Source organism: Bacillus sp. CH_48 (assembly GCF_038008465.1).
In the GTDB taxonomy this organism is placed as follows: domain Bacteria; phylum Bacillota; class Bacilli; order Bacillales; family Bacillaceae_G; genus Bacillus_A; species Bacillus_A thuringiensis_S.
This window is the reverse complement of the sequence record NZ_JBBOZF010000001.1, coordinates 2,128,337-2,154,574: the sequence shown is the minus strand read 5'-3', so window position 1 is coordinate 2,154,574 and position 26,238 is coordinate 2,128,337. Positions and strand designations below refer to the sequence as shown.

Sequence of the window (26,238 nt, the reverse complement as noted above, 5' to 3'; positions counted from 1 at the left end):
AGGCTAGGTGAATGACATTTTGGCAGTTTGCATTTAAAAACGTGACGCGGAACGCCAGAGCTTATTTCGCCTATTTTGTAAGCAGTGCGTTCTCCATCGCAATCTTTTTCTCATTTGCAGTTTATTTATTTCATCCTAAATTGCATATGACAGACGTGAATTATTCTCTGAACATATTAATGACAATTTCAGAAGTTGTCATTGTGTTCTTTTCATTTTTCTTTTTACTGTATTCAATCGGTACGTTTTTAAAAGTACGAAAAAAACAGTTCGGGATTTTAACAGTACTTGGCATATCTCAAAAACAATTAAAACGACTCATATTTATAGAAAATATGTTAATTGGTGCTCTTTCTATATTTTTTGGCATTCAACTTGGAGTCGTCTTTTCACAGTTCTTTTTATTAGTTACCGCCAAAATTACACACGTACCTGGTTTATATTTATATCCGCCTACAAGTGCTATCGTTTTAACTATCATCATCTTTCTTGGGCTCTTCATTCTCGTATCATCTTTTACACCCATGCTCATTCGTACGAGAAAAGCCGTACGTCTTTTAAAAGAAGGAACAAAACAAAAAGAAAGAAAAGCATCCGTTCTCATCTCTCTATTTGGTGCGATGTGTTTAATATGTGGATATGCGTTAGCCGCAAATCCGCTGTATTTTATGTCGCTAGGTGACATCATTGGGCTTTTATATGCCATCTCTAGTATATTTGTCATCCCATCGCTTATTGCAGCTGGAACATACTTTTTCTTTTCACAAATTAGTTTTTTACTTATTCGTATTTTAAAAATGCGAAGAACGTTTTATATGAAACGAATTAATATGCTTTGGATTTCTGATTTAGCATCACGCATTCGTACGAATATTAATATGCTCTTTATTGTGGCGATGCTATCGACGCTCGCTTTTACAATGATTACATTCTTATATGGATTCGGGAAATTTACAAAGTTTGATGCGATTAGACAAAACCCTTTCCCGTTTACTTATTTATCACATACTGAAAATACATTAGCTGATGAACATTTAAACTGGTTAGAGCAGAAATTTAATGAAGAGCACTTTACTTATACAAAATTTAAAACAGATATATATGAAGTATCTTCAGCTGAAGATAACACACAGCTCTATTACGCAATTAAACAAAGTGACTATAATGTACTTGCTAAGGCGTTAAATTGGGAAAAACTCACGGTGAATAAGAATGAATCTTATATCCTTATGAAAGACTTAGATGATCAAGTTATTGGAACACTTCACAATAAAGACAAGAAAAATACTCTTACACTTACTCAAAACAATTTACAACTACAAGTGAAAGAATATAAAAGTTATAACCCATTCCCAAACAGCTTAATATACCAAGTACTCATACTATCTGATGAAAATGTAGAAGCCTTATCCACCGTTTCCAAACAAATGAGTGTATATAACTTCAAGGTTACAGATTGGGAGAAAGCACATAATATCGGTTCAGCGTTTATAACAAAAATCGATAACGACAATGCAGCGATTCAAGCAGAGCATCCACCGTTCCATGCAAGTGAAGCGAGCGATTCTCTATATAAAACAAAACTAAATGTCGCTTCGTTCTTCTTAATTGGTACTTTCCTAGGGGTTATTTTCTTTATCGGTGCTGGCAGTGTTCTTTACTTCCGAATGTATACAGATTTAACAAATGAGCAAGAAAAATATATAACGATTACGAAAATTGGCTTAACTGAGACTGAAATGAAACGTTCAGCGACAATTCAGCTTGCGATTCTTTTCTTCGTGCCTTACATTATGTCATCGATCCATACGATGTTTGCGACAAAGATGCTACAAGAAATATTACATCTCTCGTTTTTCGCTGAGATTACAGTCGTACTTATGATTTTTGGAACGGTTGAAATTCTATTTTTCCTTTTAATTCGTTCCTTCTATATGCAAAAATTATCACAACACATTAAGTTTTAGAGAATAGAAAGGTGATTATTATGGAAGAAGTATTACACATAAAAAACGTCTCAAAAGTGTATGAGGGAAAAGTACCTCATACCGCTTTAAAAAATATAAATTTACACGTAGATAAAGGTGAATTTGTTGCTATCATGGGGCCATCTGGTAGCGGTAAATCTACGTTTTTAAACGTTATTTCTACAATTGATTCCCCTACTTCTGGTGATGTCGTTATTAATGGAAAAAAACCGCACACATTTCGTAGAGAGAAGTTAGCCATTTTCCGCCGCCAAGAGTTAGGATTTGTTTTCCAAAATTTTAATCTACTAGATACACTAACAATCGGTGAAAATATCGTACTACCTTTAACATTAGATAATGTTCCGTTAAAAGAAATGGATGAAAAGCTTGATAACATTTCAAAAAAGCTTGGAATTGATCATATTTTGGACAAACGTATTTTTGAAGTTTCTGGAGGACAAGCACAGCGTACCGCAGTAGCACGTGCTGTTATCCATCATCCCTCACTTCTACTTGCTGATGAACCAACAGGGAACTTAGATTCAAAAGCAGCAATTGACGTAATGGAGCTATTTACGAAATTAAATAAAGAAGAAGATGCAACGATTTTAATGGTTACGCACGATCCGTTTGCAGCAAGTTATTGTAACCGCGTCATTTTCATTAAAGATGGCGAGCTTTACAACGAACTACACCGCGGATTATATCGCGAGAAATTTTATCAAGAAATATTAGATGTTCTAGCGTTATTAGGAGGAAGACGTGGATGACATTTTGGCAATTTGCATTTAAAAATGTCTCGCGTAATTCGAAAGCATATTTCGCCTACTTTGTCAGTAGTGCCTTTTCTATCATGGTTTTCTTTTCATTTACTGTATACGCGTATCACCCGCGGTTACAGAGTGTACAAAACTTTCAAGAACGTGATCCTCTAATGAACTTAGCTAGTACAGCACAGCTTGTGATTGTTATGTTCTCGTTCTTCTTTCTCTTATATTCAATTGGAACATTTTTAAATGTACGGAAGCAGCAATTCGGGATACTCACAATTCTCGGTATCTCACAGCGACAATTAAAAAGACTGTTATTTACTGAAAATATGATAATCGGGATATTGTCTATCTTTATCGGCATTCAAGGTGGCCTTGTATTTTCTAACTTTTTCTTATTAGTCACTTCGAAATTAACAAGTGCTAAAGGTCTCTATTTATATTGGCCAACAGAAGCGATTATCGTGACAACCGTAACGTTTATCATTTTATTTTTAATCGTTTCTACGTTTACACCAATGTTTATTCGTACTCGAAAAACAGCCCACCTTATTAAAGGGAACAAGAAAATACCAGCTGAAAAAAGACCATCTATACTCATCTCTTTATTTGCTTTAATTTGTTTAGGGCTATGCTATTATATCGCTGGTTATCCGCGAGGCTACGTAACGGAAAAAAATGTGCAAAATGGATCTGTCTTTTTTATTATGTTATCTATTTTACCGCTCGTAGTAGTTGGGACATATTTATTCTTTTCACAAACATTTCTTCTTTTTATCTATATTTTAAAGAAGCGTAGAAAGTTTTATTTGAAACAAATAAATATGTTATGGATTTCGGACTTAGTTGCTCGTACCCGTAGTAATATTAACGTACTCTTTATCGTTTCTATGCTATCTGCACTTGCATTTACAATTATTATTGGGTTATTCGCTGCTAATAACAATACGAAGGCATCAGTACTAGAGCGATATCCCATCCCCTTCACTTATACATCAGAAGGTGACAATTCCCTTGAACAAAAGCATATTTCTACAATTGAAACGGAGCTTACAACTAGTAATTTTCAGTACAAAAAATATAAGTTTACAGTCTTAAAAGATATAGCTTCAAAAGAAGATATTATGCTTATGAAGATGAGCGATTATAACGCAATCGCTCAACAATTGAAAAGACCGGAAATAACAATCGATTCTACAGAAGTGTATATTATTTCTCGCCACTCACCAGAACTTCTCGATCTCGTATCTAATCCATTTGCAAAGCAAAATGCGATTACACTCGGATCTAATAAAAAAGAATTTTATATTAAAGGGTTTATTAATAAGGGAATAGAACCATCCTTTGCATTCCCACATTTAACTGTCGTACAAGATTATGTATTTGATAATATGATTCCTCATATTGAAACAACCGTAATCTATAACTACTTCGTAGAAAACTGGGAAAATGCAATAGTTCCAACCAGAAATATGTTACGTGTTATTAGTGGTGATGCACGTGAGTTCTACAAAAAGCATACAGAAGAGAACGCTCAAGTTCCTTTCTTCATACATACGGCTACGGATGAACTCATTTACGGTAAAGGAAATGCAGTTGCTCAATTCTTTATTTGGGCATTTCTTGGTTTTATCTTCTTTATCGGTGCGGCTAGTGTCTTATATTTCCGTATGTATAATGACTTAACAACTGAAAGACAAAAGTATATTACGATTACAAAACTTGGCTTAACTGAATTAGAAATGTTTCGCTCTGCAACCATTCAATTAGGAATTTTATTTTTTGTTCCTTACATCGTTGCTGGTGTTCACACGTTATTTGCGGTTAAGTTTTTACAAAGCATGTTTTCTTTCTCCTTACTAAAAGAGACATGTATCGTACTCACCTTTTTCGGGATTATCGAGATCATTTTCTTCTTCTTAATCCGTTCTCTGTACATTAATAAATTATCACAGCATATAAAAATATGAATAAAATGGCCTTGTGCGTATTGCACAAGGCCATTTTCAATAGTTTTTAATTAGCAGCAATATCCACCATAGCCGCCAGCATAACCGCCGTAACCACCGTATCCACAAGAGCCGCCTCCGCCGAAGCAGCTAGCACCGATGATAATTAATAAAATAAACAATACGATTAGAAGCGCAAAACCGCCTCCGCAACCATTTCTGCGGTTACAATCATCATGTCTGTGTTCACACTTTTCGCTCATTACCCTATTCCTCCTTTAGTATCATTCATAACAAGTTCCTCTTGTTCTAAATGAGGGGATTCCATTTATATTATGTTTTCAGGGCGAATAGGAAGCTTGGCTTACCTAAAAACGGGCTTGTTTTAGCAATTGGGCTTAATCAAAAAAAAGATACCTATTCAGGTATCTTTTAAAGAAACATATTCAACAAAAGGGCAAAACCGAATGCAATAAATGACAACAATGTTTCCAGCACCGTCCACGTTTTAAATGTTTCCTTCACCGTTAATCCTAAATACTCTTTTACAAGCCAGAAGCCTGCATCATTTACGTGAGAAAACATTAATGAACCTGCACCGGTTGCAATAACGAGAAGCTCTAAATTCACACCAGACATGTGCTGAATAACCGGTGAAACAATTCCTGCTGCTGTCGTTAGTGCGACTGTCGCTGAACCTGTTGCAATTCGAATTAATCCAGCTACCATGAAAGCTAATACAATTGGTGATAACGAAATGTGTTCTGCCATTTGTGCAATAGCCGTTCCAACGCCGCTTTCAATTAATATTTGTTTGAATCCACCGCCTGCACCAATAATTAAGATAATGGAGCCGACCGGTAATAAACTTTCATCCGTTAATTTTTTAATTATCTTTTTATTAATTCCTTGTCTTATTCCAAGTAAATAAAATGCTGCGAAACATGAAATAAGTAAAGCGATTACTGGACTCCCTATAAAAACAAAAAATTCAGTTAACTTTTCCGGTAATGAAATATATGGTGCAACTACTGATAAAATCATCAATACAACTGGTAATAAAATAATAAAGAATGATACTTTACGACTTGGCAAATCAGTTGATACTGTCGTAACTCGAACAAGCTCCGGTTCATTTTCCGGTATAACCCTCTTATGTACCCACTTTGCAAATATTGGCCCTGCTATAATAGCCGTTGGTAACGCGATAAGTAATGAATATAAAAGTACCTTTCCTAAGTTCGCGTTATAAATACCGATTGCTGTCATGGCACCTGGATGTGGTGGTACTAGCCCATGTACGATAGATAATCCCGCAATAACAGGTAACGCAATTAATAATATATTTTGCTTCGTCGTTTTTCGAATGGAAATAACAAGTGGTAATAAAATGACGATCCCTACTTCAAAAAAGACAGGAATCCCTATAACAAACCCTGCAAATAACATAGCCCAAGGTAATTTTTTTACGCCGAAAAATCGAATAAAGAAATCTGCAACTTGCATGCCTGCCCCTGAATCAGACATCATTTTCCCTAATATAGTTCCAAGTGCCAAAATACCAACTAAATGTCCTAGTACACTACCAACACCAGTTTCATAGGCAGCCACTATTTTCGTTAAGTTCAGTCCAGACATAATAGCTAAAAACAAACTCGCAACTGTTAAACTAATAAATGCATGCCATTTCCACCATGATACCCCTAAAATAACAATTGTGATCGCAAGTAACGTGACGATTAATAAGTATATATCCATCTCTCATTCTCCTTACTTTTATCCCGATTGGTGTGGGCTAATAATTAGTGGGTGATGCCCTCCTCCACTAATTAAAGTTTTACTTTATAAAAAAAGAGGGAACATCCCCTCTTTTTATACGTCATAATTCACTACATAATGCTGCATTTCTGTATTGTAGTAGCCTTCGCTATATTCAATTACTTCGCCAACTTCATCATAAGAATAGCGCATACGTTTTAATAACGCTGTCCCCTCTTTTTCACCTAGCACTTCTGCAACGAAGCTAGGCGCAAGCCCAACAGCGAATTCATCTCTGAAGTTTTCTAAATGTATACCTCGGTCTTCAACTAAATCATAAAGCGATTGTAAATCAAAGTCCGATAAATCTGTACTTGCCATGTGTGCTGAGAAATAGTGCGTATAATGAATGTACGGTGTATCATTTAACGTATATAAACGTTCGATACGGAAACTCTCTTTCCCGAATAATCGAAATGGCACTGTTCCTTCCTCATTATGTACGACTTCTGCTTTTAGCAATTTCTTCTGTACTTTATATCCTTCTTCCACTAACACTTCTGTAAATTTCTTACCCTTTGACAACTTTGTCGCCGAAGTATTACGAATTACTTTCGTTCCTTTACCGCTTTTTTTTTCCAAGTATCCTTCTTGAGCGAGTTCTTTAATGGCATTTCGTACTGTAATCTTGCTAACTTTGAACTCTTCCTCTAATTGCGGTTCTGAAGGAATATTCGTATGAATCGCATATACACCATGTAATATGCGATCACGAATAATATTTTTTATTTGTAAATATAATGGTCCTTTTTTCCTCGTTACGTTCACTGTTACACCCACTACCTTTCTACATCACCTACTGATGCCGTCATTGCCCGAAGTATATCTTTCTCTGATGACATTGGCGTATCACCGACGATTGTATGTGCTAGCATTCCAGCTGCTGACGCAAATGAAACAGCTTTCTCTGGTGCGAACTCTTTTATCTCGCCATGAATAATTCCGCTCGTATAAGCATCTCCAGCACCTATTCTATCATATACAGAAAACGTAAGTGTTTTTGCAAAAGTGAACGATCCATCTTTACATATAAACCCGCGAAGCGAATGTGTATTATCACTGTTAATAGAGCGATGAGTACCAGCGATTGTAGCAATATGATACGTTTCAGCTACCTTTGGAATGAGATCCAGCAGCTGCGCCTCACGCTCCATCTCTTCTGTTTTCATCCCAAGAACGAACATCGCATCTTTTTCATTCATCATAACGATATTAGCAAGCCCTAGCATTTCTTCATAATGCGGTTTTGCCTGTTCATATCCGTCTTCTCCCCAAAGTGAGGGACGATAATTACAATCAAAAACGACGGTTCCTCCGTTTTCTTTAACTGCTCTCGCTAAAGATTTCATATGATGACGCACAGTATCATTCATCGCAAGTGTAATACCGCAAAAATGAACGATATCAATTTCCTTTGCGATTTCTTCAAATTGATACATTTCTTCACATGCCGTATTGAAGCTACTTTCTAATCGATTCGAATATGTAACGCGGCTTGCACGTGCACCGAATCCATTTTCTAAAAAATACATACCTACATATTTACCACCTCTTGAAACAAGAGAAGTTTGAATCCCTAACTTTTGAATGTAAGATACAGCTGCATCTCCAACCGAATTTTCCGGTAAAGTTGAAATAAGAAGCCCTTCATGCCCTAAGTGAGAAAGTGCCGCTACAACGTTCACACCTGTACCTGAAAATGAGTAATTTAACGTGTTAGCTTGCGACAACAATTCATATCCAGGTACTTGCAGGCGCATCATTACTTCACCGAACGCTGCAATTTTCTTACGCATATTGATCAACTAGCTTTTTCACGACTGCTAATAATTCACGAACATCTTCTACTTTCGTATTACCAGTTTCTTTATCAATAATAGAAGAGTATACGTGCGGGATAACTTGCTCTACATTTGCCTCAAGCGCAATACGTACAATTGTTTCAAAGTTTTCTTTATCAATTCCACCTGTTGGCTCTAATGCGAATCCTTCTTCTGCACAAGCTTTCGCAACTGCGCGATATTCTTCTTCGTGAGCTAGCCCTTTCATCGGGAAGTATTTCAATGAATTTCCGCCCATATCACGTACAAGTGCGATCGCTGTTTTAATTGGAACGATTGCTTTTTCTTCTCCAGCCGCACTAATTGGGCCAGTAGAAATATTTACGTAACCTACTTTTCCTGTTGGTGATACTAAACTATTAATCCAGCTATCCTTTTCGCCGAGATTTGCTCGCGTTGCTCCAACTGAAGGGAACACTTGGTTAATATGGCTACCAGGATAATGCTTCGCAATTTCAGCTACAACTGCTGCTTGGCGATTATCTCCTGCCCCTAGCCCGATTGATACAGCGTCATCAATTTCTTTTCCGTATGCTTTCATTGCAGTTACTGCTTCTTCTACTGTCGGATAGTCTTTTGATAACACTCCCACTACTACATACCCTTCTGCTGCTTCAAAAATATCTTTCGCATTTCGGGTATTGTTCGCTAATACATTTAATGCTACGCGGCCTTTATAAAAACGCTTTTGAATGTTTGTCATTTTAGTTTCCCCCTACAATTTCTCTCATTTTTTCTTCAATTACATGTATGTCATCACCTTGAAGTGGACGTGGATCAATATCAAAGAATCCTTGTCTTACGCCGTAATCACGTGTGTAAATGGCAATTTCGCCTTCGCGTAATGCTGTTACGACGTCTTTTGCTGATTTATTTAACTCGTTCTCGTTAATGTGAATACGTGCTCTAAAGATCGCTCTTCCTGCTTCATCTTGAACGATCGTTACATTGACACCGTTTAATTCTTTAAGCGGCATAAGCACTTGTAACAACTCTTTTTCTTGCTCACTTTTATCTTCTTTTACTCCGTACTCATCAAGCGCTTGAAGTAAGCCGAAAGTTGTTTCTTTCCCCACTTTCATACTTCTTCCAATGCAATGTAATTGCACTTTCAGCCATTCGATATACTTTCGTTTACCACCGACAATACCAGAAGTCGGTCCTTCAATCGCCTTTGATCCGCTATAAATGGCAAGGTCTGAATACTTCACATATTTTTGAATATCTTCTTCAGCTGCTGCATCGACGATCAGTGGTACGTTATTTCGCTGCGCAACTTCCCATGCTTCTTCAACAGAAATCATATTTTTTTGCACGGCATGATGGGATTTCACATACAGAATCGCTGCTGTATTTTCACCAATCGCATCTTCAATATGCTCTGCTTTCCCTTCATTTGCGTAGCCAACTTCTACAAGTTTACCGCCACCTAAATAAATCATCGTTTCAACAGGAGCACCGTATTGAACGTTATGGCCTTTTAACATAATCACTTCGTTTTTCGCAATCACTTCTTGATGAAGTCTTTCACTTTTACGGCGATTTCCTTCTGTAACGATACCAGCGATAGAAAGTGCAATTCCGCTCGATGCTGAATTCACAACGACTGCTGCCTCTGAATCTAGAATTCTCGCAATATGGTCTCCCGCTTTATCTACTAAATCAGCAATTTCTACATAATTTTGTCCACCATGCTTCATCGCATCCATAACTGTATCTGTAGGAGCGGATACACCTAAAATACTCATTCTACCGCTCGCATTAATTACTCTTTTTAATCCGTACTTAGCATTCAATGAATGACCCATTGATTACAACCCCTTTCGTATCAATTCTTCTTTCAGCAATGCGCTGATCCCCTTCGGAATCAATTAACGTAACCTTCTCATCTTTCACCGTAAATAAAGTTAAGTTTGCAATATCGCCTTCTTGAATACGGCCAAGCTCTGGTTTTTTCAGCCACTCTGCCGCATTTTTCGTCACCGCATCAATTACTTCATCTAGCGGATACCCTAAGTAAAGGAATTTCGAAAGAACGTGAGCCATACTATACACTGGACCGTGTATACGATTCTTCCGGTAAATATCTGTACTAATTGTATTAAAAGCAATATCGTGACGCTTCGCCGCCTCTGCTACTTTAAAAGAAAAACTAGCATTACCGTGACCAACATCTAAATGAACACCACAATTCACTGCATCTAATAACACAGGTAGCGGTTTGCCTTCTTCATCAAATAAATTATTTTCTTTCCCGTTTAAGTAATGTGTAATAACATCATCTTTTTCTAAAAGAGGTACAACTTCCTCAATACGAGGAGGCGCTGAACCGATATGTACCATAATCGGTAATGATGTTTCACGAGATAAAGAGCGTGCAACATGAAGCGGTTCAATTCCACTATCACAAACGACACTTTTACTCATTCTCGCCTTTAACCCAACGATTACATCTTTATACTTTTCTACTGCTTCTATTACTTTCTCCTTATCTATCCATTCCATATTGGATAATTCATCAATTCGTTTTAAACCGATGCGAGAAATATTTAAAAAGGCAAATAAATTCGTTTTTGCCTGTTCTCTACTTTTTACTAAATCTGCAATGCGATCAGCTCCGCAGCTACCCGCATCAACAATTGTCGTTACCCCTTGCTTAACGCCAATTTCATCCACCTCATCGCCATACGGATCAAACTCTGGAAAAGCATGCACATGTAAATCAATCCAGCCACTCGATACGTAAGTACCTGAGTAATCAAGAACCGTTCCACCCTCGCCAGCACCAGCTTTCGTCACCTGTGCGATTTTATTATTTTCAATTACAATGTCAATCTCTTCCCCGTTCACACGTTTCACATTACGTAGTACGAATCGTTCTGTCATTGTATTTCCACCCTTTTCTATAAGAAGCCATAAGAATACGCTTACATTTAAGTTTCATTTTTTATATCTCTTTCACACGCTTAGCGTAACACAAAAAAAGGGAGAAGTAAATATAACGTTATAATGTTTAAAAGTAAATAAAAAGATGCTCCTCCAAAATGTTGATAGTACAGGAAATTATATCAACGATTTTTCGAATATATCTATCATAACTTACAATATATCAACGATTTTTTAATTATATCTATCGTAACTCAAAATATATCAACGATTCGACAAGGAATATCGATTTACCGACAAAAAACGTCAATTCCTTTCTTATATAAGAAAAGGCTGTCCCAAATGGCACAGCCTTTTTCTCTATTCCTGAACCGTCACAATAACCCCATCCATATTGTTACCGGAAATTTCATACTGCTTGTTTGCTGGAACGTTCACTTTCGTATTCTCAGAAACTTTATAATAAGAAACAGTATATTTCTTACCTTCTACTTCAGTTGAAACCTCTTTTTCCTCTTTTAAAAACTCTAAATATTCCTCTAGTGTAAAATTCTTTTTTTGCATAATTGCGCTATGAGGTAGGCCGACATAACGGATATGCCATGGCTCATATTGAATTCCAGTAATGTTACTTTTATTTTTCGGATAACGTAATACAAAGCCATGCTTCCATACGTTCTCTTCAATCCATTTTCCTTCAGGCGCTTTCTCCATTTTTTTTTGAGTAGACCCAATGTCCAGTGATAATCCTAAATTATGTTCACTGTATCCTGCTGGAAGTGCATAATCAGATCCCATTTTTTCATATAGCTGTTTTTGCTCTTGGAAATCTCTATAACCACTACTAATCAAAAAATGGTTAACACTTTCTTTTCCAGCCGCATCGACAACGTTCAAAAACTTTTTCACAACATCCTTTGATAAACGAAGTTTTCTATCAAATATTACATAGCCTCTTACTAATTCACTATTATGATTTATATTTATAATATCAGACCTAATACTATCTTTTTTTACTGGATAATCCCTGTTAACTAATAATAAATCACCCTTATAAATTTGTTCCTTCGTAATCTCTTTCCTCTCAGTGTTTGCCGCCTTTACTAGCTCATCTTTCCCGACAATTTTAACATCGATTTCCTTTTGAAATAAAGGTGATATATAAACGCCTACACATACTGTGCATGCTATAAAAAAAGAAATAAATACCCACTTTTTCATTTCTAGTTCCTCCTTAACGTAACTTACGTATAGAATAGAAAAAACTATTAAAATAAAAAGTGGGGTAAAGTTTAAATTTTTATTAAATTGTTACATTCTCGTCTTTTGGCAATCGTACTTCAAATATCGTTCTAACTACATTGCTTTCAGCAGAAATCGTACCATTATGCTGCTCGACAATATTTTTCGCAATGAATAGTCCAAGGCCTGTCCCGCCACGGTTCTCAGTTCTCGCTTTATCACCTGTGTAAAACATATCAAAAAGATACGGTAAATCTTCTTCTGGAATGCTATCTCCATAATTCATAATTTGTACGACAACTTCTCTATTATCAACATACCCATTCATATCAACAAATTGCCCATCATATCCGTAACGAACGGCATTTGTTAACAAGTTTTCAAATACTCTAGCTAACAATTTTCCATCACCGTGCATCGGTAAATGAGGGTCCACATTCAATCTAGCTTCTAAATGATGTTTTTCTAATAACGGATACAATTCCTCCTCTAACTGTATAAGTAACTCACTTATATCAATCGGCTTTTTATCCAGCTTTAGCATGCCATAATTCATACGTGTAATTTCAAATAGCTCATCAATTAAACTTTCCAGTCTTTGCGATTTTGTATATGCAATTGTGGAGAAATGTTTAATTTGTTCTTTTGTTAAATTTTCATCTTTAAGAATTAAATCTAAATATCCTAACACGGATGTTAATGGCGTTCTTAAATCATGAGCTAAATTTACAACAAGCTGATCTTTACTACTTTCAGCAAAATCTCCTCTTTCAACAGCTTCTTTTAACTTTTCACTTGCAACATTTATTTCACGCGCGATATTTCCAAACTCATCATTTGATGAAACTTGAACTTTATTCGTAAAGTTACCGTTCGCAAGATGATGAATCCCATTAGAAATTTCATCAAAGTATTTTAAATACGGTTTTGTCAAAAAGAAGAAAAAGATAATAGACAACGGAATAAAGAAAATTAAAAAGAAGTTAATGTCTCCAAATTCCCTTACCATTGACCTAAATTGTGCTAAAGGCTCTTCGTAGCGAACCATCGTTTTATAATACAGCTGCAATCCTTTATAAATTATATAAGTTACAGTTGCTGCAAGCACCATACTTAACGCAAATAAGGCAATCATTTTAAATCGAAAACTTTTCATCATATTAGCCATTGAAAGTATAACCTACTCCCCACACTGTTTTTATTAATTTATCCTTTCTTTTATCTTCTCCAAGTTTCTTCCGCAAAGTACGAATATGTACCATTACTGTATTTCCACCTTCATAATAATCGTCTGCCCATACGTGCTGAAAAATATTTTCCACATTGTATACTTTCTTCGGATGACTCGCTAATAAATATAAAATATCGAACTCTTTCGGCGTTAATTCAATTTGCTCACCATACACATCAACCGTCCTGCGCTCGGGATTAATTACGACTCCGCCTATTTCTAAAGCAGATTTACTCTCCGCTACTTTCGGTTGATTTAACGTAAAAAACCTACGCAGTTGTGCATTTACACGTGCAACTAATTCTATTGGTGTGAAAGGCTTCGTCATATAATCATCCGCACCTAGTACAAGACCTGTCACCTTATCAAAGTCCGAAGTTTTCGCGCTTAAAAAAATAATCGGCATATGATGTTTCGCGCGAATTTGACGCGTCACCTCATAACCATCCATTTTCGGCATCATAATATCTAAAACTACTAAGTCGATTGGCTGCGTTTCAATAATATGAACCGCCTCTTCTCCATCCCCTGCTTTCACAACATGGTACCCTTCTTTTTCTAAATGTATCTCAATTAAGTCAGCAATTTCCGCCTCATCATCAGCTATTAAAATTGAAATGCGCTTCATTTTACTCCCCCTTTTTCATTCCATTTTTATACGCTCGATTGTAAACTAGTCTATCCAATTTGTACAATACGAAAAGGCTACTCGTTACAGTAACCTTGGTAAATAAAATTATATCAGCGATTATTGAAATATATCGACTTACCGACAATGAACGACAAAATCCTCTCGCTACTTGCGGGCATCCTAATGAAACTTCCATTTACCGTTCAAACACAATCCGCTGCTTCGTGATTTCCGCCAGCCTTCCGCGATCTACTTCATACTCAGCATCAACGCTTTGCGGCACCATCACTTTCCCGCCCTCAAGCGTCACTTCCGGTGAAATAATATCCCTCTGCCAATGTCTACTAGAAGCAGATATGTCGCCTGGAATCGTAAAGTTCGGCAATGAGGCAAGGGCCACATTTTGCGCTCGTGAAATCCCCATCTCTACCATACCGCCGCACCAAACTGGTATATTATGCTCCATACAATAATTATGGATTTGGATTGACTCTGTTAATCCACCCAATCGTCCTGGTTTAATGTTAACGATGCGGCAACTACCAAGTGTAATCGCAACGCGTGCGTCTTCTAAACTATGGATACTTTCGTCTAGACAAATTGGCGTTTCAATCTTCTTCTGCAGCTGTGCATGATCGAGAAAATCGTAATCTGCTAGCGGTTGCTCAATCATCATCAATTGAAATTCATCTAGTCGTTTCAGTTTCTCTGTATCCGCTAATGTATACGCTGAATTTGCATCAGCCATTAACGGGATGTGCGGGAACTCTTTACGAATCTCTTTCAATAATTCGTAATCATGCTCTGGCTTTATTTTCACTTTAAAACGCTCGTACCCTTCTTCTGCGTACTTCTCGATTTGTTTTAACATAACCGGAATCGTATTGATCCCAATTACAACGCCGACTTCAATTTCAGGGCTAGCTCCTCCAAGAACTGTCGCTAGCGATTTCTTTTGACGCTTCGCATATAAATCCCAAATAGCCCCCTCTATTCCGGCTTTTGCCATTCGGTTTCTTTTTATATGTTGAAATAGACCCGGTACCTCATTCGGATGAGAAATTTCAGCCTTTAATAAATCAGGTAACAAAAAGTCTTGCAGTACATGTAGTGCTGTCTTCACCGTTTCTTCCGTATACCACGGTTCAGAAAATGCAACGACTTCCCCAAATCCGATGTACCCGTCTGTATCCTCTAATTCAATAACAATACTCTCACGCTTTTCGTAAGTCCCGTAGCTCGCAGCAAACGGGATTACGAGTGGCATTTCCGTTATATACAGTGTCGCTTTTTTTATTTCCACTACATCTCCTCCACTAATTGTCTTAGCTCTCGTCTTAACAATTTTTTCGAAGCATTTCGTGGTAATTCCTCTAAGAAACACGCTTTTTTCGGCACTTTATATTTCGCTAATTTCTCCTCGCAAAAATGAATAATTTCTTCTTCTGTTACCTCCCCATTTTTTACAACAAAAGCAGCTGGTACTTGTCCCCATTTATCGTCAGTCATACCGACGACACCTGCTTCCGCTACCATCGGATGAGAAAGCAACACTTCTTCAATTTGGGCCGGATATATATTCTCTCCGCCAGAAATGATTAAATCACTGCGTCGATCTAATACGTATAAAAATCCTTCTTCGTCTAAATAACCGAGGTCACCAGTATGAAGCCATCCATTTTGAATGGTTTCGCGCGTCGCATCTTCACGGTTAAAATAACCGCCTGTTACGTTCGGTCCTTTTACTACGATCTCGCCTTCCACTAACGGCGGCACTACTACACCATCTTTTTCAATACGAAGTTGGCACTGAAATAGTGGTTTCCCGGCAGACCCTACTTTCGTTAACATGTAATCCGCGGATAACGTACAAATTTGCGACGACGTTTCTGTCATACCGTACGTTTGATATACAGGAATTCCTTTATCTACACATGTTTCGAGTAACGGTTTCGGCGCTGGTCCTCCGCCAAGTAACATACATCGTAAAGAAGATGGATATGTCTCTTCTCCAAGTCTCTCTAATAAGTCAGTTAACATTTTAGAAACGACAGAAATAATTGTTACGCCTCTCGTTTGAAGTGCTTTATGAATAAAGTCAGCATCATATTTCGGAACGAGTAAAATGCGCATTCCGTACATAATATTTTTCATTAAAAGAGATAACCCGCCAACGTGGAACATCGGCATACAGGCTAACCAACAATCATCATCACGAAGCCCTAAATTAAGCGAAGAGCCTACCGCGCTTGCCCAGTGATTACCGTACGTTAAAATAACGCCTTTCGGTTTCCCAGTCGTCCCAGACGTATAAATAATTGTCATCGCTTCTTCTAAAGTGAATTCTTCTTGTATAGAGGCTTCCGCCTTCGGTCCATTCATCACTTCGGCGAATGGATATACAGGAACATCTTTAGCTTCAAAATCTTGATCCGTTACTAAACATACAACCTCAGCATCCTCCATTTGCCAAAGTAGCTCTTCTCTTGAAAGACGCGTATTTAAAAGTACAGCTACTGCCCCTACATAAGATAGGGCGTGAATAACTGTAATCATCTCCATACCATTTTTCATCAGAACAGCCACCTTTTGCCCACGCTTCACTCCTACATACGTGAGGTGTTCACAAACAGATACTACTTTTTCATGCAGCTGCACGAAAGTAACTTTCTCTTCCTCTATTTCAATTGCAGTGCGATCTGGTGTTAAAAATGCACGTTGCTTTAACCAATTTGGCATCGTCTCCATCATACATTCTCCTTTCATGAAAGAAAGAGACTTGATATGACATCAAGTCTCTTAGTTGTTTTGTTTCCGGTTTGATCTCATCTAGCTGCGCCTCCTAGCCCCTTCCGTCTAAGAACCTTCCGCACGAGAAAGTAAAGTACACTTTCTGTGCGAAAGAACCTTAGCCTACGAGGCTAAACAGTCGGCTCTGCTTTTAAAACATCCAGCTACAGTAGCTAGAATGTTCGGTGGCTTCACTTCTTCCTACGAGGCAAAAAGCGCCTCTACGTCAGAAGCTCCATCCCCCTCACATTCTGAACGAGCTGCTTTCGCTTTTGATTTCATCCAGCTACATCGGCTAGAACAGTCGGTCGTTTCACGCCTTCCTACGAGGCAAAAAGCGCCTCTATGTCAGGAGTTCCAACGCCCTCTTGTTCTAAGCAAGCCGCTTCTGCTTTTGGTTTGATCACGGGAAACGAGGGAATTGACCGAAGTCCGGACTGCGTTTTTCTTTGAACGCGTCGCGACCTTCTTTTGCTTCGTCAGTTGTGTAATACAATAATGTTGCATCTCCAGCTAGTTGTTGAATACCAGCTAGACCGTCTGTGTCTGCGTTGAATGCAGCTTTTAGGAAACGAAGTGCCATTGGGCTGTTTGCTAAGATTTCTTGTGCCCATTGTACTGTTTCTGCTTCAAGTTCTTCTAATGGTACTACTGTGTTTACTAAGCCCATATCAAGCGCTTCTTGTGCACTATATTGACGGCATAGGTACCAAATTTCGCGAGCTTTCTTGTGGCCTACCATACGAGCTAGGTAACCAGCTCCGTATCCACCGTCAAAGCTTCCTACTTTAGGACCTGTTTGTCCGAATACAGCGTTGTCTGCAGCGATTGTTAAGTCACATACGATATGAAGTACGTGTCCTCCACCGATTGCATAACCTGCTACCATTGCGATAACTGGTTTAGGAATTGCACGAATTAGACGTTGTAAATCTAATACGTTTAAACGAGGGATTTGGTCGTCACCTACATATCCACCATGACCGCGAACTTTTTGGTCGCCGCCAGAACAGAATGCACGTCCACCTTCACCTGTTAAAATGATAACGCCAACATTTGCATCATCACGAGCGTGTGCAAAAGCGTTGATTAACTCCATTACCGTTTTTGGACGGAATGCGTTATGTACTTCAGGACGGTTAATCGAAATCTTTGCGATACCATTGTATGTTGAATAAATAATATCTTCGTAATTGCCTTCTTTTACCCATTCAATAGCCATTACAACTACCTCCTTGTATATTTCTGATTTCATCTATAAGCGTGGCTTCCTTCTTGCTGAAAAAAGTATCACTGCATAGTTTTTAGAAATCCCTTTACTATTGTATCAAACTTTTCCGGTTGTTCCACATGAATTGCATGGCCAGCACCATCAATTTTGACAAATTTCGCGTCAGAGACGCATTTTTCGATATCTTTTAATATGCGAAAGAACTTTTCATCATGCTCCCCGTTCATTAAAAGAACAGGCATTTTCAAGTTGTGTAGCTCATCCCACCATGAAGGCTGAGCCCCTGTTCCCATGCCGCGTAAGCTATTGGCAAGTCCTTTTGGATTGTTAGCAAGTCGTTCTTTTCGCACTGCTTCTTGTACGTTTTTTGCTAAACTTTTTTGCGTTTCAAATAGCGGAATATTTTCCCACATTAATACAAAACTTCGGATGCCTTCTCGCTCAATTTTATCAGCAAGTCGCTCATCCTTTTCACAACGTTCTTTTTGGTCCTCTTCACTTTCAAGCCCAGCTGTACAATTTTCTAATAAAAGAGAATGTACATACTCTGGATATAGACATGCCAGAGTAATCGCCAGTCTACCGCCCATTGAATAGCCAAGTACGTGCGCTTTTTCAATATGAAGGTAATCTAGTAGTTCTTTCATTTGCAATGCCGCATTTCGAATATCATAATGATTCACATCTTCGGGACTTTCTGTTTTTCCATGCCCAACAAGATCTACTACAATAACTTGAAACTGCTCGCTCCATGAAGGGATAAAAGAACGCCACGTTTCCATGCTTCCCGTAAAACCATGAAGAAGTAGAAGTGGTTCCCCACTTCCGACTACTTCATATTCATACGATACACCTTGCAGCGTTACGTTCATTTCGATTCACCTTGTAAAGATGTAGTAATCACGTCCATCGTTTTTGCCCATAATGTCCGGTGCAATATTAAGTTTTCATCACGGTTCGTACAAATTTCCACAACGTGTAAACCTTCTGTAGTCGTTCCTTTTTGTACCTCTTCTCGGAAGCTTTCCCAACCATTTACACGGCTAAATGAACCACCGTACATTTTAACAACGTGTTCATAATCAAGACCAATTGGTGTTCCAAATAATGATTCGAAATGTTCCTTTTTCTCATACTGTGGTAAGAATGAGAAAATACCGCCACCGTCATTATTTACAACGACAATTGTTATATTTAATTCATGTAATTTCGCGGCTAACAGTCCATTTAAGTCGTGATAAAAGGATAAATCACCGATCACTAATACGAGCGGATCGCAAATAATGCTCGCTCCTAAAGCTGTCGAAATGATGCCATCAATCCCATTCACACCGCGGTTTGCCATAACTTGAATATTTTTATCCAATGTGAAGAAGAATGAATCCGTATCACGAATTGGCATACTATTACTCGCAAAGAATGTTGCCCCGTCTGGTAGTACGCGGACAATATCCGTAATAACTTTCCCTTCAAATGCAGTATCATATGTTTCCATTTCACGAAGCGTTTCCTTCGTTTTTTCGTTTATATGTTGCCACATTCCGAACCAATCATTCTTTTTCATAACTGGCATTTTTTCTATTAATGCACTGCAAAATACAATATCATTTGCTTGGACAACTTCTGTCGCAACGAGAGCTGGATCTCTCCATTGTCCAGATTCATCAACAACGATATGAACTGCTTTCGTTTGTTTTTTTATGAACTGCGTTAATGATTTGGAAACAGGCATACCACCAAAGCGAATCATAACTTCTGGCTTCCACGTTTCTTTTAACAGTTCATTTCGTAAAAATGTATCATAACAGTCGATTACCATCGTTTTATCGTGATGTCCGCTACGAATATTAGAAAGCGGATCTGCCAATATTGGATATCCAGTTTTTTCAGCTAATTCTGCCGCAAATGCTGCGAGTTCTGAATGACTATCGTCTCCACAAATAATAAGCCCCTTCTCCATATGTGAAAGGCGCCCTACAAGCGAATCTACATATTCACTCGGCATCGTCACGTTCCCTTGCTGAACTACTCCTGTATATTCCCCGCGTCCTTTATCCCATAAACCTTCTAATGAGAAATCCGGGATAAGCGGTTCGCGTACTGGAAAATTAAGATGAACAGGTCCTTGCGGCGCTAAACAAGCATTCGCTATCATACGCTGCGTTGTCATGCGAGCGTAATGATACATCGCTTCACTCGCTTCTGGAAGAGCCATCTCTGTAAATTGCTTCACAAATGTACCGTATAAATTGAATTGATTCATCGCTTGTGGTGCACCGACATCTCTTAATTCATGCGGTCTATCTGCCGTTAAGACGATAAGCGGCACTCGTGAATGAAAAGCTTCACATACAGCTGGATAGTAATTAGCTGCTGCCGTTCCTGATGTACACAATAATGCAACAGGACGTTTTTTCGCTTTTGCGATACCGAGCGCAAAAAATCCTGCAGATCTTTCATCTACATGTAAATATGTGTTCATTCCTTCGTGTTGTTCCATTAGTAGAGCTATCGGCGTTGACCGTGAGCCTGGACTAATGACAACATCACATACATTTAGACGCGTCAGTTCATCCACGAACGCGCCTAAATAATATGATAATGCTTCTATATGATTGTTCATTTCATTAATTCCTCCAAAGCACCAAGCATCGGTCTAAACTTCAAACTTGTTTCTTCATATTCAAGTTGCGGTACAGAATCAATTACAATCCCGCAACCGGCAAATAAGGATGCTTTCTCGCCATTTAATAACCCGCAGCGGAGTGCAACCGCAAACTCACCATTTCCTTCATCATCTATCCAGCCAATCGGTGCGCCATATAATCCTCTGTCTAACAATTCAACATCACGAATCAGTTTCATCGCTTCCAAACGAGGTGTCCCGCCAAGAGCTGGTGTTGGATGTAATTCTTCTACCATTGTTAAAAGACTCGCATCGCCTTTTGCCTCTACAGGCGTATATAAATGAATTAAGTTTTTCGTTGTTAATAAGCCCGGACTTTCCGGAATATTAACGGATTCGCAGTGCTCATTTAATACCGACCTAATCATATTCACAACATAACCGTGTTCAGCTAAATTCTTTTCATCATGAAGAAGCGCATTACTATTTCGCTTACTTTCTTCTATAGATTGACCATGACCAGTTGAACCAGCAAGACACATCGAAGTAAACTTCTCATCTTCTTTGCGAATTAACCTCTCTGGCGTCGCTCCTAAGAAGCATGCTCCTTTATAATCAAAAGAAAATACGTAACAATCCGGTTGCCCAATGCGAAGTGCTTCTAAGACAAGAGCAGAATCAATATGATGATCCATCTCTACTTTTAACTCCCTCGCTAATACAACCTTCTGCACGTTCCCCAGCTTCATTTCATCTTGTACTTTCTCAATGGCCTCCATCCAGCCTTTCGGATCCACTTCTACTTTAGAAGTAACTGTTAATTTCGATCCTTCTAATGCACATTTACTCTCCCAAAAAATTTTCTCTTCTAAAGAAATCATTTCGTTAGAAAGAGTCTCTGCACAATCTGTTGCTGAGACAAATGTATTCATCGTTAACCATGCTTTTTCATTTTTTACAGTTAATAAAAATGCTGGTAGTGAAAATGTCGTATCATCAAATTCTTTCCATAAGTCCGTTTTCTCTTTTTCTTGGTCAAATGAAAATCCACCAAATAAAAGAGGACCTGTTCCAAATTCGTATTTTTCTCTTTGTACAAATGCTTTCTCTTTTACTTTATCCCACTCGTCACGAGCAGTTTGAAAGCGTTTGTGAGAAGCAGTTGCTATAGTGAAAACAGAGCCAATTCCAGCAAATATTACATGCTGAGCCGGGTCTGCAAAATAACATCTATTTTCGAATGCAATCCTTTTTCCTGCTGCATAAAACAGAAGCGGATCCATCCAGTCTATTTGTTTTACGAAGCTAACCAATATTTTTTCATCAGTTGCACGCTTAATGGCTGCACTAAGAGCTTCTTGCAAGCCTATTTGTTTCGTTTGAATCACAATTGTCTCCCCCCTATGGGCGAAAAATAGTCATAATTACGCTTGATTTTAAGATACACCTCAAACGAAAGGCCTGTCAACGTTTAGCATTTCTGAGAAATTCACCTTCTCTTCCTAGAAAATAAACGTTGACACTAAATGATGCTTTTTCTACACTTAGTTGTGTACAATATGTGACCAAAGGAGGATTCAACATGGAAATGAACGTCAAAACGAATTCCTCTCCTACGGCGCCAAAGCCAAGTAAGCAAACAGGCTGGCGCATCTGGTGGAGTTTACTACGTCCCCATACATTAACAGCCGCTTTCGTACCTGTTTTCATCGGAACAGCATATTCGATGCAGGTCGGAGGTATAAATCAAATACATCTTCCTCTTTTCCTTATGATGCTTCTTGCTTGTCTTCTCATTCAAGCAGCAACAAACATGTTTAATGAATACTTTGATTATAAAAGAGGACTTGATCACGAAGGTTCAGTTGGTATCGGCGGCGCTATCGTTCGCGATGGCATTCAGCCAAAAACAGTGCTTAACTTAGCATTTGGATTTTTCGGCATCGCAATACTATTAGGTGTTTATATTTGTATGAATTCTAGTTGGTGGCTTGCTGCAATCGGTCTTGTTTGTATGGCCGTTGCTTACCTTTATACAGGTGGCCCACTTCCAATTGCATATACACCATTTGGAGAGTTGACAGCCGGATTATTTATGGGTGTCATTATTATTGGGATTTCATTCTTTATTCAAACTGGCACTGTAACATCAGAAGTCATTTTACTATCTATTCCAAGCTCCATTTTAATTGGTGCCATTTTACTAGCTAATAATATTCGTGACTTGGATGGCGATAAAGAAAACGGTCGTAAAACGTTAGCAATTCTCGTTGGACGTGAAAGAGCTGTTGGTGTACTTGCTTCGATGTTCATCGTTTCCTACATTTGGACAATTGCTTTAATTATCGTGGGCATCGTATCACCATGGATGCTTATCGTATTTTTAAGTGCACCGAAAGCATTTAAAGCGACGAAAGGCTTTATCGGCAAAAGCATTCCAATGGAAATGGTACCTGCGATGATTGCAACAGCAAAAACAAATACAATCTTCGGTTTCCTAATGGGAATCGGATTATTACTTGGATATTTCCTATAAAGTGAAACTTTAATCAATGGAGGGGTTGTTCATTTCCACTGATTATCAGCCCTCACCAATCGGGCGTTTACGGGCAGTTAATCTCTCACCTAGCTTCTTTGCTCCAGCCGAATTTGTAGGTGGGAGTTTTACTGCCCGGCAAATAGCGGGGTAAGAAGGAGCTGCTTATGCGGCTCCTTTTTCATATCTGAAATTCATCTCATAATTCCTACTCTCAACGCTCATACTATGTAAAGAAACTGAATTGTAGGAAGGTGGACGACTATGTTAACTCCACAACAAATAGGTCAATTTAAATCCATTTTAGAAAAACAAAAACAAGAACTAGAGCAAACGATACAAACTCATGAAAATACAGATCGTGCTTCTGAACGCGATTCAGTAGGAGAACTGTCTAGCTATGACAACCATCCAGGTGATATGGCTACAGAATTATACGAACGAGAAAAAGATTTCGGACTCATCGAATTTTGGCATAAACAACTAGATGATACAAAACATGCACTGCAAAAAATCGAAGCGGGTACGTACGGCATTTGCGAAGTGTCTGGCGAAGAAATTCCATTTGAAAGATTAGAAGCAATGCCGACTGCTACAACATGCATCCAGCACGCGACAAATAAGTTAAATATGAATACACGACCAGTTGAAGAAGAAGTGTTGTCTCCTTCTTTCCACAAGCATGATGAGGACCATTCTGTTGAGTACGATGCGGAAGATGCGTGGCAAGATGTCGCAAATTACGGAACATCTGAAACGCCGTCTGATTTAGAAAGACAAGATTCAAAAAACTATAATGGCATGTATGTAAATAGTGAAGAAAACGTAGGCTACGTGGAGGATTTTGAAAACTTTATCGGTACGGATATGTACGGGAAAAACCCACAAGTTTTCGCTACAGAGGAACATGAAGAATATGAACAAATGCTTGATGACTTTGAAGAGCGTACCTTTAAGGGCGAATTATCTTCAAATGAATCTAGTTCCAAAGAATAAAAAAAAGCATTCCGAAAATCGGAATGCTTTTTATCGCTAGCTAATTAGTTTTTTGTAACGTTAGCTGCTTGTGGTCCGCGGTTTCCTTCAACGATTTCGAAAGAAACTTCTTGACCTTCTTCTAAAGTTTTGAAGCCGTCGCCTTGGATAGCTGAGAAATGTACGAATACGTCTTCTCCGCCTTCAACTTCGATGAAGCCAAAACCTTTTTCGCCGTTAAACCATTTAACTTTACCTGTTTGCATGTCATGTACCTCCTAAATAAAAATGAAACTATGAATCCACATGAAAAGGTGGATATAAAGGACATGAATGTATAACAAGCTTACAGCCTTTAATACAACGTGCTTTATTTCCGTACCACATTATGTAGCTCAATAGTGTTTTCACTATATCATGCTATGTCGAAAACGTCAAATGAGAACACTTTCATTCCATCATTTTTTATAATCCTAGTATAACCTTAAATTTTCATTCTACTTTTATTCGAAAATTAACAAAACTATAGTGTTCTAATTCTTTTAACTTCTGTACAATATAATTACTACATATTTATGAGGTGAAAAAATGCAAGCACATGAAATCGAATATAAGTTATATGGCGATGATATGCAATTTGTTGAAATTGAATTAGACCCAAAGGAAAGCGTTGTCGCAGAAGCGGGCGCAATGATGATGATGGAAGACTACATCGAAATGGAGACAATCTTCGGTGATGGTTCTGGCCCATCTAACGGTCTATTCGGAAAATTAATGGGAGCAGGTAAACGTCTCGTTACAGGTGAAAGCATGTTTATGACTGTATTTACAAATACAGGGCACGGCAAACGCCACGTCTCATTTGCTGCTCCTTATCCTGGTAAAATTATTCCTGTAGATTTAACAGAATACCAAGGGAAAATCGTTTGTCAAAAAGATGCCTTTCTTTGTGCCGCAAAAGGTGTTTCTATTGGAATTGAATTTACAAAAAAAATAGGAACTGGTTTCTTCGGTGGTGAAGGTTTCATCATGCAGAAACTTGAAGGTGACGGCCTCGCTTTCATGCACGCAGGCGGAACTGTATATAAACGTGAATTAAAACCTGGTGAGAAACTTCGCATTGATACAGGTTGTCTCGTTGCCATGACAAAGGATATTAACTATGATATCGAATTCGTTGGAAAAGTAAAAACAGCTCTATTTGGCGGTGAGGGTTTATTCTTCGCAACATTAGAAGGTCCTGGAACAGTTTGGATTCAGTCCTTAACACTTAGCCGATTAGCAGCACGCCTTACAAGCCCAGCAGCGCAAAGTACTGGTGAAGGTAGTGTATTAGGTGGACTTGGTCGTTTATTGGATGGGAAAGAGTAAAAAGGGCCCTTATGCAGGCTTGTCCATCCACTAATATAATACTAAAATTAAACACCCTTGCTTGCAGTAATGCAGTGAAAGGGTGTTTTAATTTACGTCTACAAACGAGAAAAAGCAGATGAAATAAAGTAATAAGGTTTACTTCAGTAAAATAAGGTATATTATATTTATTGAATAGATTCTCTTTCAAGACAAGAAAAGTAGGTGAACAAAGTGGGAAAATATCAATTAGATTCCAAAAGTCAGGTAGCTGTGGCAAAGTTTCATGAAAAACAGAAGCCTGCCAAATTTGATAAAAAGCAGCAACTTGAACAATTGCGTGCGGAGTATTTGAAAAAGAAGCAAAAACAAACAGATAAATAATATGTTTT

Annotated in this window: 24 protein-coding genes; 7 read left to right on the top strand and 17 right to left on the bottom strand. The window is 38.2% G+C overall.

Annotated features, from left to right (window positions below; genetic code table 11):
• Positions 1-11 precede the first annotated feature (11 nt).
• The 3 genes from N2V92_RS10690 to N2V92_RS10680 are packed head-to-tail and all read left to right on the top strand — an operon-like array spanning position 12 to position 4,710.
• Positions 12-1,967, top strand: coding sequence for an FtsX-like permease family protein (locus N2V92_RS10690; RefSeq protein ID WP_000145001.1), 1,956 nt, complete (start codon positions 12-14; stop codon positions 1,965-1,967).
• Positions 1,968-1,987: 20 nt separating this feature from the next.
• Positions 1,988-2,740: an ABC transporter ATP-binding protein gene (locus N2V92_RS10685; RefSeq protein WP_000393250.1), complete on the top strand. Its 753-nt coding sequence runs from the start codon at positions 1,988-1,990 to the stop codon at positions 2,738-2,740.
• Positions 2,737-4,710: an FtsX-like permease family protein gene (locus N2V92_RS10680; protein WP_042596312.1), complete on the top strand. Its 1,974-nt coding sequence runs from the start codon at positions 2,737-2,739 to the stop codon at positions 4,708-4,710. The genes N2V92_RS10685 and N2V92_RS10680 overlap by 4 nt, the downstream gene beginning before the upstream one ends.
• Before the next feature lie 50 nt (positions 4,711-4,760).
• Here the strand turns inward: N2V92_RS10680 and N2V92_RS10675 are convergent, their stop codons facing one another.
• The 16 genes from N2V92_RS10675 to N2V92_RS10600 form a co-directional block, all read right to left on the bottom strand.
• Complete coding sequence (locus tag N2V92_RS10675) at positions 4,761-4,952, bottom strand: YjcZ family sporulation protein (RefSeq protein WP_001290406.1); 192 nt, start codon at positions 4,950-4,952, stop codon at positions 4,761-4,763.
• 169 nt (positions 4,953-5,121) lie between these two features.
• Positions 5,122-6,447, bottom strand: coding sequence for a gluconate permease GntP (gene gntP / locus N2V92_RS10670; protein WP_000356190.1), 1,326 nt, complete (start codon positions 6,445-6,447; stop codon positions 5,122-5,124).
• Positions 6,448-6,561: 114 nt separating this feature from the next.
• Positions 6,562-7,287 carry a GntR family transcriptional regulator gene (locus N2V92_RS10665; RefSeq protein ID WP_000539294.1) on the bottom strand — a complete coding sequence of 242 codons (726 nt, stop codon included), beginning with the start codon at positions 7,285-7,287 and terminating at the stop codon, positions 6,562-6,564.
• Entirely contained in the window at positions 7,287-8,303 is a 1,017-nt protein-coding gene (locus N2V92_RS10660; RefSeq protein ID WP_001227513.1) for a sugar kinase, read from the bottom strand. Before N2V92_RS10660 ends, N2V92_RS10665 begins: the two co-directional genes overlap by 1 nt.
• The gene (gene dagF / locus N2V92_RS10655) at positions 8,296-9,051 is read right to left on the bottom strand and encodes a 2-dehydro-3-deoxy-phosphogluconate aldolase (protein WP_000181937.1); all 756 of its coding nucleotides are present in this window, start codon (positions 9,049-9,051) and stop codon (positions 8,296-8,298) included. The genes N2V92_RS10660 and dagF overlap by 8 nt, the downstream gene beginning before the upstream one ends.
• Position 9,052: 1 nt before the next feature.
• Positions 9,053-10,156, bottom strand: coding sequence for a DgaE family pyridoxal phosphate-dependent ammonia lyase (locus N2V92_RS10650; protein ID WP_016077169.1), 1,104 nt, complete (start codon positions 10,154-10,156; stop codon positions 9,053-9,055).
• Complete coding sequence (locus N2V92_RS10645; RefSeq protein ID WP_016077168.1) at positions 10,134-11,234, bottom strand: amidohydrolase/deacetylase family metallohydrolase; 1,101 nt, start codon at positions 11,232-11,234, stop codon at positions 10,134-10,136. Before N2V92_RS10645 ends, N2V92_RS10650 begins: the two co-directional genes overlap by 23 nt.
• A 360-nt stretch (positions 11,235-11,594) precedes the next feature.
• A complete protein-coding gene (locus tag N2V92_RS10640; RefSeq protein WP_016077167.1) occupies positions 11,595-12,455 on the bottom strand; it encodes a D-Ala-D-Ala carboxypeptidase VanY in 861 nt (286 codons plus the stop codon).
• An 82-nt stretch (positions 12,456-12,537) separates the two neighbouring features.
• Positions 12,538-13,644, bottom strand: a complete 1,107-nt coding sequence (locus tag N2V92_RS10635; protein ID WP_000002603.1) for a sensor histidine kinase — start codon at positions 13,642-13,644, stop codon at positions 12,538-12,540.
• Positions 13,637-14,335 (bottom strand): response regulator transcription factor, encoded by a 699-nt coding sequence (locus N2V92_RS10630; protein ID WP_016077166.1) that lies wholly within the window; start codon positions 14,333-14,335, stop codon positions 13,637-13,639. Before N2V92_RS10630 ends, N2V92_RS10635 begins: the two co-directional genes overlap by 8 nt.
• A gap of 199 nt (positions 14,336-14,534) precedes the next feature.
• Positions 14,535-15,641, bottom strand: coding sequence for an o-succinylbenzoate synthase (menC, locus tag N2V92_RS10625; RefSeq protein ID WP_016077165.1), 1,107 nt, complete (start codon positions 15,639-15,641; stop codon positions 14,535-14,537).
• On the bottom strand, positions 15,641-17,086 hold the full coding sequence (locus tag N2V92_RS10620) for an o-succinylbenzoate--CoA ligase (RefSeq protein ID WP_000449560.1): 1,446 nt from the start codon (positions 17,084-17,086) through the stop codon (positions 15,641-15,643). The genes menC and N2V92_RS10620 overlap by 1 nt, the downstream gene beginning before the upstream one ends.
• Before the next feature lie 445 nt (positions 17,087-17,531).
• Entirely contained in the window at positions 17,532-18,350 is an 819-nt protein-coding gene (menB, locus tag N2V92_RS10615) for a 1,4-dihydroxy-2-naphthoyl-CoA synthase (protein WP_000963888.1), read from the bottom strand.
• Between the two features lie 68 nt (positions 18,351-18,418).
• A complete protein-coding gene (menH, locus tag N2V92_RS10610) occupies positions 18,419-19,231 on the bottom strand; it encodes a 2-succinyl-6-hydroxy-2,4-cyclohexadiene-1-carboxylate synthase (RefSeq protein ID WP_001103350.1) in 813 nt (270 codons plus the stop codon).
• Positions 19,228-20,982, bottom strand: coding sequence for a 2-succinyl-5-enolpyruvyl-6-hydroxy-3-cyclohexene-1-carboxylic-acid synthase (gene menD / locus N2V92_RS10605; protein ID WP_001059211.1), 1,755 nt, complete (start codon positions 20,980-20,982; stop codon positions 19,228-19,230). Before menD ends, menH begins: the two co-directional genes overlap by 4 nt.
• The gene (locus N2V92_RS10600; protein WP_000616702.1) at positions 20,979-22,373 is read right to left on the bottom strand and encodes an isochorismate synthase; all 1,395 of its coding nucleotides are present in this window, start codon (positions 22,371-22,373) and stop codon (positions 20,979-20,981) included. The genes menD and N2V92_RS10600 overlap by 4 nt, the downstream gene beginning before the upstream one ends.
• A gap of 194 nt (positions 22,374-22,567) precedes the next feature.
• On the opposite strand from N2V92_RS10600, the gene N2V92_RS10595 reads away from it, so the two are divergent.
• Both N2V92_RS10595 and N2V92_RS10590 read left to right on the top strand, forming a co-directional pair.
• Positions 22,568-23,521, top strand: a complete 954-nt coding sequence (locus N2V92_RS10595; RefSeq protein WP_000425770.1) for a 1,4-dihydroxy-2-naphthoate polyprenyltransferase — start codon at positions 22,568-22,570, stop codon at positions 23,519-23,521.
• 264 nt (positions 23,522-23,785) lie between these two features.
• Positions 23,786-24,517 (top strand): yteA family sporulation protein, encoded by a 732-nt coding sequence (locus tag N2V92_RS10590; protein ID WP_000957354.1) that lies wholly within the window; start codon positions 23,786-23,788, stop codon positions 24,515-24,517.
• Positions 24,518-24,561: 44 nt separating this feature from the next.
• Here the strand turns inward: N2V92_RS10590 and cspD are convergent, their stop codons facing one another.
• On the bottom strand, positions 24,562-24,762 hold the full coding sequence (cspD, locus tag N2V92_RS10585) for a cold-shock protein CspD (protein ID WP_001193052.1): 201 nt from the start codon (positions 24,760-24,762) through the stop codon (positions 24,562-24,564).
• A gap of 322 nt (positions 24,763-25,084) precedes the next feature.
• Between cspD and N2V92_RS10580 the strand changes: the two genes are divergently transcribed.
• Both N2V92_RS10580 and N2V92_RS10575 read left to right on the top strand, forming a co-directional pair.
• Positions 25,085-25,867, top strand: a complete 783-nt coding sequence (locus N2V92_RS10580; protein ID WP_001147844.1) for a TIGR00266 family protein — start codon at positions 25,085-25,087, stop codon at positions 25,865-25,867.
• 213 nt (positions 25,868-26,080) lie between these two features.
• Complete coding sequence (locus tag N2V92_RS10575) at positions 26,081-26,230, top strand: hypothetical protein (protein WP_000521642.1); 150 nt, start codon at positions 26,081-26,083, stop codon at positions 26,228-26,230.
• Positions 26,231-26,238: the final 8 nt, after the last annotated feature.

Coding starts and splice junctions, on each gene's coding strand:
- menD (WP_001059211.1), bottom strand. CDS start 20,982: ATGAACAATCATATAGAAGCATTATCATATTATTTAGGCGCGTTCGTG.
- cspD (WP_001193052.1), bottom strand. CDS start 24,762: ATGCAAACAGGTAAAGTTAAATGGTTTAACGGCGAAAAAGGTTTTGGC.
- gntP (WP_000356190.1), bottom strand. CDS start 6,447: ATGGATATATACTTATTAATCGTCACGTTACTTGCGATCACAATTGTT.
- dagF (WP_000181937.1), bottom strand. CDS start 9,051: ATGACAAACATTCAAAAGCGTTTTTATAAAGGCCGCGTAGCATTAAAT.
- N2V92_RS10690 (WP_000145001.1), top strand. CDS start 12: ATGACATTTTGGCAGTTTGCATTTAAAAACGTGACGCGGAACGCCAGA.
- N2V92_RS10580 (WP_001147844.1), top strand. CDS start 25,085: ATGCAAGCACATGAAATCGAATATAAGTTATATGGCGATGATATGCAA.
- N2V92_RS10675 (WP_001290406.1), bottom strand. CDS start 4,952: ATGAGCGAAAAGTGTGAACACAGACATGATGATTGTAACCGCAGAAAT.
- N2V92_RS10660 (WP_001227513.1), bottom strand. CDS start 8,303: ATGCGTAAGAAAATTGCAGCGTTCGGTGAAGTAATGATGCGCCTGCAA.
- N2V92_RS10645 (WP_016077168.1), bottom strand. CDS start 11,234: ATGACAGAACGATTCGTACTACGTAATGTGAAACGTGTGAACGGGGAA.
- N2V92_RS10630 (WP_016077166.1), bottom strand. CDS start 14,335: ATGAAGCGCATTTCAATTTTAATAGCTGATGATGAGGCGGAAATTGCT.
- menB (WP_000963888.1), bottom strand. CDS start 18,350: ATGGCTATTGAATGGGTAAAAGAAGGCAATTACGAAGATATTATTTAT.
- N2V92_RS10590 (WP_000957354.1), top strand. CDS start 23,786: ATGTTAACTCCACAACAAATAGGTCAATTTAAATCCATTTTAGAAAAA.
- menH (WP_001103350.1), bottom strand. CDS start 19,231: ATGAACGTAACGCTGCAAGGTGTATCGTATGAATATGAAGTAGTCGGA.
- N2V92_RS10650 (WP_016077169.1), bottom strand. CDS start 10,156: ATGGGTCATTCATTGAATGCTAAGTACGGATTAAAAAGAGTAATTAAT.
- N2V92_RS10620 (WP_000449560.1), bottom strand. CDS start 17,086: ATGGAGACGATGCCAAATTGGTTAAAGCAACGTGCATTTTTAACACCA.
- N2V92_RS10595 (WP_000425770.1), top strand. CDS start 22,568: ATGGAAATGAACGTCAAAACGAATTCCTCTCCTACGGCGCCAAAGCCA.
- N2V92_RS10680 (WP_042596312.1), top strand. CDS start 2,737: ATGACATTTTGGCAATTTGCATTTAAAAATGTCTCGCGTAATTCGAAA.
- N2V92_RS10685 (WP_000393250.1), top strand. CDS start 1,988: ATGGAAGAAGTATTACACATAAAAAACGTCTCAAAAGTGTATGAGGGA.
- N2V92_RS10640 (WP_016077167.1), bottom strand. CDS start 12,455: ATGAAAAAGTGGGTATTTATTTCTTTTTTTATAGCATGCACAGTATGT.
- N2V92_RS10635 (WP_000002603.1), bottom strand. CDS start 13,644: ATGGCTAATATGATGAAAAGTTTTCGATTTAAAATGATTGCCTTATTT.